This window comes from Castellaniella sp. (assembly GCF_036379515.1).
Lineage (GTDB): Bacteria > Pseudomonadota > Gammaproteobacteria > Burkholderiales > Burkholderiaceae_B > Castellaniella.
The window spans coordinates 59,487-66,410 of record NZ_DASVGN010000018.1; the positions used below are offsets into that span (position 1 = coordinate 59,487).

Genomic DNA, 6,924 nt, shown 5'->3' on the forward strand with positions numbered 1-6,924 from the left:
TCTTGAAACACAAGACTCTGACGCAATACCTGGTCGAGCAGCAGCGCGAGCACAAGTCTGTCTCGGCTGACGTCCGACTGCTCATCGAAACTGTCTCCCGTGCCTGCAAAGCGATCAGCACTACAGTGCACAAGGGTGCTCTGGGGGGCGTACTGGGCAGCCTCGGCACCGAGAACGTGCAGGGCGAAATCCAGAAGAAGCTCGACGTATTGTCCAACGAGATCCTCCTCGAGGCCAACGAATGGGGGGGTAGCCTTGCCGCCATGGCCTCTGAAGAGATGGAAACCATCCATCCCATTCCCAACGAATACCCCAAGGGGCAGAACCTGTTGCTCTTCGACCCCCTGGACGGGTCCTCGAACATTGACGTAAACGTCTCGATCGGAACGATCTTTTCCATCTTGCAGGTCCCTGCCGACGCCGCTGGACGCGACGTAACCGAGGCCGATTTCCTGCAACCCGGCACGCGCCAGGTCGCCGCCGGTTACGCCGTCTACGGCCCCCAGACCATGCTGGTCCTGACTGTGGGCGCGGGCGTCATGGGCTTTACGCTGGACTCGGAAATGGGTTCGTGGCTGCTGACGCACGAGAATATCCGGATTCCGGAGCAAACCGCCGAATTTGCCATCAACATGTCGAACATGCGGCACTGGGAAGCCCCCGTGAAACGCTACATCGACGAGTGTCTGCAAGGCGAATCAGGCCCTCTGGGCAAAAACTACAACATGCGCTGGATCGCTTCCATGGTAGCCGACGTGCATCGTATTCTGAATCGCGGCGGCATCTTCATGTACCCGCGCGATTCCCGCCCCAGCGGCCACAAGGGCAAGCTTCGTCTCATGTACGAAGCCAACCCCATGAGTTTTCTGGTCGAACAAGCGGGTGGACGCGCCATCGATGGCACGAAACGCATTCTGGACATCCAGCCCCAGGCCGTACACGAACGCACGGGCGTGATCCTGGGATCACGCGCCGAGGTCGAACGCGTACAGGCCTACCACCAGGCTGTCACTCCAGCATAAGCACTGTCGCGCCCGTGGTATGGCGATTTTTCAGGGCCTCGTGGGCGCGACCCGCATCTTGCAACGCGAAACGCTGCCCGATCACGACGTTCAGCTTGCCCGAGGTCACCAGGTCGAACATCTCGCTGGCTGCCGCCTGCGTTTCTTGAGCCGTAGTCATGTAGGCATGCAGAATGGGGCGCGTCACGTACAAGGACCCCTTGGCCGCCAGCACGCCCAGATTGACGCCTTCAACGGGCCCCGACGCGTTCCCGAAACTGACCATCAGGCCTCGCGGCTGCAGGCAATTCAGCGAGACATCCCAGGTGGCCTTGCCCACCCCGTCGTAAACGACGGGTACCTTCTGTCCTTGCGTCAGCTCTGCTACTCGGGCCGCGACGTCTTCCCGTGTGTAGTCGATGACCTCCCAGGCCCCATTCTGACGAGCCAATGCCGCCTTCTCGGGTGAGGACGTCGTTCCGATCAGGCGCACGCCCAGTGCGCGCGCCCACTGACAGGCGATCAACCCCACCCCCCCCGCAGCGGCATGAAACAGAATGGTCTCATGGCCCTTGAGGCGATAAGTCTGACGGAACAGATACTGAACCGTAAGCCCCTTGAGCATCAGCGCAGCTGCCTGCTCGAAGCTGACCGCATCCGGAATCTTCACCACATGGCGAGCCGGAACATTGCGGACGTCGGCGTAGGCCCCGATCGGGCTCTGGCCGTAGGCCACCCGATCACCCACATGCAGGTGGGTCACGCCAGCACCCACCGCTTCGACAATGCCTGAGGCTTCCATCCCGAGACCATGAGGAAGCGGGTGCGGATACAAGCCCGTACGACAGTAGATATCGATGAAATTGAGCCCGATCGCCTTCTGGCGGATGCGGACCTCGTCGGCCCCCATCTCGGGGACATCGATCTGCGCCAGTTGCAAGACCTCAGGGCCACCATGCTGTTCCACACGCACCACACGAGCTTTTTCCACTGCCTTGTCCTCCGACCCACGACGGGCCTGCCGTTTATTCTAGAGCCAGACTAGCATGATTTTTTGCCCAGGCTTCAGCCCCACGAAGACCATGGCCCGTCCTATCTCCACCAGTCCGCGTTAAAATCGTCGATTCACTGGTTCATTCCCTACAAAACGAGTCATCATGTCCGGACACAGCAAATGGGCAAACATCCAGCACCGCAAAGGGCGCCAAGACGCCAAACGCGGCAAGCTCTGGACCAAGATCATCCGCGAAGTCACCGTAGCCGCCCGCGCGGGCGGCCCTGACCCGGACGCCAATCCGCGCCTGCGGTTGGCCTGGGATAAAGCCACGTCGGCCAACATGCCCAAAGACAACATCGTGCGGGCGGCGCAGCGCGGCGCAGGAACCGCCGACGGCGCCAATTACGAAGAAATCCGCTACGAAGGCTATGGCGTGGGTGGCGCGGCCGTGCTCATCGACTGCATGACCGACAACCGTCAGCGCACCGTCTCCGAAGTCCGCCACACGCTGTCCAAGAACGGCGGCAACCTGGGGACCGACGGCTCCGTATCCTTCATGTTCAAGCACTGCGGACAGTTCATCTTCGCACCCGGAACCTCTGAAGAACAAGTCATGGACGTGGCGCTTGAAAACGGTGCCGACGACGTGCAGTCGGACGAAGAAGGCGTCATTGAAGTCACCTGCGAGCCCGGACAATACCTGACACTCAAACAGGCATTCGAAGCGGCGCAATTGGTCCCCGAAGTCCAGGACATCATCATGAAGGCGCTGTCCGAGGTTCAACTGCACGGTGAGGAAGCCGAACACATGCAGAACATCATCGACCTCCTGGAGGGGCTGGACGACGTCCAAGAGGTCTACACAACGGCCGTTTTTGACGAGACAGCATGAAGTTGTTGGTGATCGGCGCAGGCGGCCGTGAACATGCCCTGGCGTGGCGTCTGGCCCAGTCCCCCAGAATCCAGAAAATCTACGTTGCTCCCGGAAACGGCGGCACAGAAGACAGCTACCCGCTGGAAAACCTGCCACTCCAGGACACTGACGCGCTGATTGCGTTTGCGCAACAAGAAAAGATCGCGTTCACCGTCGTGGGACCCGAAGCGCCCCTGGCGGCGGGCGTGGTCGACGCCTTCCACCTGGCCGGCCTGCGCATCTTCGGGCCTACGCGCGCAGCGGCGCAGCTCGAAAGCTCCAAGGACTACGCAAAGTCGTTCATGCGCCGGCACCAGATTCCTACTGCCGATTCGCAGACATTCAGCGATGCAGCAGCAGCCAAGGCCTACATCCAATCCCACGGCGCGCCCATTGTGGTGAAGGCCGATGGCCTCGCGGCCGGCAAGGGTGTGGTGGTCGCGCAAACCGTCGACGAGGCGGTGAACGCCATCGATCACATGCTGGGCGCCGACAGCACGATCGGTGCTGCGGGCGCTCGCGTGGTGATCGAGGACTTTCTCGAAGGCGAAGAAGCAAGCTTCATCGTCATGTGCGACGGTCAGCATGTACTGCCTTTGGCCACCAGCCAGGACCACAAGCGCCTGCTGGACGGCGACGCAGGGCCTAACACCGGCGGCATGGGGGCTTATTCCCCCGCTCCCGTGGTGAGTCCTGCCCTGCATAACCGCATCATGCGTGAAATCATCCAGCCTGCCGTCCATGGCATGGCCCGCGACGGGCTCCCCTACACGGGGTTCCTGTACGCGGGGCTGATGATAGGCGAAGGCCCTGACGCGACCCGCAGCCTGAAGGTGCTGGAATTCAACTGCCGCATGGGGGACCCTGAAACCCAGCCCATCATGTTGCGAATGAAAAGCGATTTCTCGACCATTCTGGAACACGCGATCGACGGCACGCTGGATCAGGCCGAGATCGTCTGGGACCGCCGTGTCGCGGTAGGCGTCGTGCTGGCGGCTGCCGGCTACCCTGATGCGCCACGCAAAGGCGACGCCATCACGGCGCTTGTACCCAACACAGACGACTGCATGACCTTCCATGCGGGCACCTCGCGTGAAAACGGCCAGCTCGTCACCCACGGCGGACGGGTGCTTTGCGTCACCGCGCTGGGGGATTCCATTCGCCGGGCGCAACAAGCGGCCTACGAGGCGGTCAACCGGACACAATTCGCGGGCCGCCAGTATCGCCGGGACATCGGCTGGCGCGCTCTTGCAGATCACCCACGACACGAATAGGAACCTTTCATGCACGTCCCCGTCAAGCGCGCCCACGAATATTTTTCGTCTCTGCAAGCGGGCATCGTGCACGCGTTGGAAGCACTGGAAGGCAAACCCTTCGGGCACGACCCCTGGGCTCGCCCGGAAGGCGGCGGCGGTCTCACGAGGTACTGCGAAGAAGGCCAGGTCTTCGAACGCGCCGGGGTGCTGTTCAGCCACGTACGTGGACATGCTCTTCCGCCATCGGCCAGTGCACACCGCCCCGAGCTTGCGGGACGCAGCTGGGAAGCCATGGGCGTTTCCATGGTGCTGCATCCACGCAACCCCCACGTCCCCACCACCCACATGAACGTCCGCCTATTCGTGGCGCATGGCAGCCAGGCAGACCAGGACGTATTCTGGTTCGGCGGCGGATTGGATCTCACCCCTTACTACGCAGTCGAAAACGACGTCCGACACTTCCACCAGACCTGCCACGACGCCCTGGTGCCATTTGGCGAAGACAAATACCGGCACTACAAGGCCTGGTGCGACGAGTACTTCCTGCTGCGACACCGCCACGAAACCCGTGGCGTCGGAGGCCTGTTCTACGACGACCTGAATACACCGGATTTCGACTCCTGCTTTGCTCTCACCCAAGCCGTAGGCAATTGCTTCCTGCCAGCCTATCTTCCTATCGTGCAGGCTCGCATGAACACTCCCTATGGCGAATCCGAGCGCGCCTTCCAGGCTTATCGACGTGGGCGCTACGTTGAATTCAACCTGGTCTATGATCGCGGTACGCTCTTCGGGCTGCAATCGGGCGGGCGCACCGAATCCATCCTGCTCTCCATGCCGCCCACCGCCCAATGGCGCTACGACTGGTCTCCAGAGCCAGGGTCCGCAGAGGCCGAGCTGTCGGCCTATCTGAAGCCACGGGAATGGCTGTAAAAACGCCACTGGAAATCGGGTTGCTGGGCGGCAGCTTCGACCCTGTCCACGGGGCTCACATCGCCCTCGCCGAAGCCGCTTTGGAATCGCTGAAGCTGGACCATGTCGAACTGCTCCCGGCAGGACGCCCCTGGCAGCGTGGAGATCTGGGGGCGGCCCCGGAACACCGCCTGCACATGCTGCAAATCGCCTGCGCCGGGCACCCAGGTCTGCGAGTCAACCCCATCGAGATTCAGCGCCAGGGCGCTACGTATACGCTGGATACACTGCTCGCGCTCCCTCCGGGTCCACGGTATACCTGGATCATGGGAACGGATCAGCTCGCCAACTTTTGTACCTGGCGCCAGTGGCCAGAAATCCTGCATCACGTCCGTCTAGCCGTCGCACAGCGCCCCGGCACCTCGTTGGTGCCCCCCGCCGCACTCGCTGCAGTGCTGCGCACGGGCGACCTGGTGCAAATCCCTTTCGAGGTGCAGCCCGTTTCCGCTACCGCCATCCGCCAGGCACTCGCCTCAGGAAACCCCGCGGATGATATGCTGAACTCACGCGTGCTGGCCTATATTCGCACCCACAGGCTTTACGCCCCCCACACGCCTCCACAGGACACCACCGAACCCACATGAATCTGCAAAAACAGCAACGCCTCATCATCGATGCGCTCGAAGACATCAAGGCCCAAAACATCAAGGTCTTCAACACCACGGGATTGACCAGTCTCTTTGACCGCATCATCATTGCGAGCGGCACCTCCAACCGTCAGACACGGTCCATCGCCAGCCACGTCGCCGAAAAGGCCAAGCAGGGCGGCCTCTCGGTGCTTGCTTTCGAAGGTGAAGACACGGGCGAATGGGTCTTGGTCGATTTAGGCGACATCGTCGTGCACTGCATGCAACCGGCCATCCGCGACTACTACAATCTCGAAGAACTCTGGGGCGCCAAGCCCGTGCGCGTCAAGCTTCTACCTGACCTGGGTACACCGCCGCACGACCTCGCCGACGAGGCCTGACCCCCATCCCTATGAAACTGCACGTCGTAGCAGTCGGCACCCGGATGCCAGATTGGGTGCAGATCGCGTGGCAAGACTTTGCCAAGCGAATGCCACGCGACTGCGCCATGGACCTGCACGAGGTCAAAGCCGATTCACGCACCCAGGGCCGCACGGTCGCCCAGATGATGCAGGCTGAGGCGAATCGTATCGAGGCAGCCATCCCCGCCAATGCCTGCCGCATCATTCTTGACGAGCATGGGCGCGATCTGACGACCCTGGCATTGGCTCAAGATCTGAAGACCTGGCAGGCTGGCGGTCACGACGTGGCCATCATCATCGGTGGCCCGGACGGCTTGGACCCTGATCTGAAAAAGACAGCACAGCAGACGCTCAGGCTTTCATCACTGACGCTACCGCACGCCATGGTACGAGTTCTGCTCGCCGAGCAGCTGTACCGAGCCTGGAGCATCCTGGCCGGGCATCCCTACCATCGCGCCTGAACCGCCCGAATCCGATCCCGAAAGCACGAAGGGCCGCACACTGTGCGGCCCTTCATCTTGCAATGAGGCAAAACTCATCTCTTTAAGTCGAGATTTCCGAATCTGAATAAAGACAAAGCCCCTGCAGTATACGCTGCAGGGGCTTTGAGGGATAAGAGCCTGACGATGACCTACTTTCACAGATGTTCATCCACTATAATCGGCGCGAAGGCGTTTCACTGTCCTGTTCGGGAAGGGAAGGAGTGGGTCCACCTTGCTATGGTCGTCAAGCATAACGGGTTGTGAGGCAAGCGAGCTTGGGGGGCCGATCTGGGGAGAGGGGCCCGCGCGCTTGCGCCA

Annotated in this window: 8 protein-coding genes and 1 rRNA gene; 7 read left to right on the top strand and 2 right to left on the bottom strand. The window is 61.5% G+C overall.

Translation table 11 applies throughout. From position 1 onward, the window contains the following. Positions 1-2 precede the first annotated feature (2 nt). Positions 3-1,022 (top strand): class 1 fructose-bisphosphatase, encoded by a 1,020-nt coding sequence (locus tag VF285_RS06085; protein ID WP_346951730.1) that lies wholly within the window; start codon positions 3-5, stop codon positions 1,020-1,022. Here VF285_RS06085 and VF285_RS06090 read toward each other — a convergent pair. Then, on the bottom strand, positions 1,009-1,992 hold the full coding sequence (locus VF285_RS06090; RefSeq protein ID WP_346951731.1) for a quinone oxidoreductase: 984 nt from the start codon (positions 1,990-1,992) through the stop codon (positions 1,009-1,011). The genes VF285_RS06085 and VF285_RS06090 overlap by 14 nt on opposite strands. Positions 1,993-2,158: 166 nt before the next feature. On the opposite strand from VF285_RS06090, the gene VF285_RS06095 reads away from it, so the two are divergent. Genes VF285_RS06095 through rlmH form a run of 6 tightly spaced genes read left to right on the top strand, consistent with a single transcriptional unit; the run spans position 2,159 to position 6,585 of the window. After that, on the top strand, positions 2,159-2,890 hold the full coding sequence (locus VF285_RS06095; RefSeq protein WP_346951732.1) for a YebC/PmpR family DNA-binding transcriptional regulator: 732 nt from the start codon (positions 2,159-2,161) through the stop codon (positions 2,888-2,890). After that, positions 2,887-4,185: a phosphoribosylamine--glycine ligase gene (purD, locus tag VF285_RS06100; RefSeq protein ID WP_346951733.1), complete on the top strand. Its 1,299-nt coding sequence runs from the start codon at positions 2,887-2,889 to the stop codon at positions 4,183-4,185. The genes VF285_RS06095 and purD overlap by 4 nt, the downstream gene beginning before the upstream one ends. A 9-nt stretch (positions 4,186-4,194) precedes the next feature. Then, positions 4,195-5,097, top strand: a complete 903-nt coding sequence (hemF, locus tag VF285_RS06105; RefSeq protein WP_346951734.1) for an oxygen-dependent coproporphyrinogen oxidase — start codon at positions 4,195-4,197, stop codon at positions 5,095-5,097. Then, entirely contained in the window at positions 5,088-5,720 is a 633-nt protein-coding gene (nadD, locus tag VF285_RS06110) for a nicotinate (nicotinamide) nucleotide adenylyltransferase (RefSeq protein ID WP_346951735.1), read from the top strand. Before hemF ends, nadD begins: the two co-directional genes overlap by 10 nt. Next, entirely contained in the window at positions 5,717-6,103 is a 387-nt protein-coding gene (rsfS, locus tag VF285_RS06115; RefSeq protein WP_346951736.1) for a ribosome silencing factor, read from the top strand. Before nadD ends, rsfS begins: the two co-directional genes overlap by 4 nt. A gap of 11 nt (positions 6,104-6,114) precedes the next feature. Beyond that, on the top strand, positions 6,115-6,585 hold the full coding sequence (gene rlmH / locus VF285_RS06120) for a 23S rRNA (pseudouridine(1915)-N(3))-methyltransferase RlmH (RefSeq protein ID WP_346951737.1): 471 nt from the start codon (positions 6,115-6,117) through the stop codon (positions 6,583-6,585). 157 nt (positions 6,586-6,742) lie between these two features. Here the strand turns inward: rlmH and rrf are convergent. Continuing rightward, positions 6,743-6,855: ribosomal RNA gene (gene rrf, locus VF285_RS06125) — 5S ribosomal RNA — on the bottom strand. Positions 6,856-6,924 lie beyond the last annotated feature (69 nt).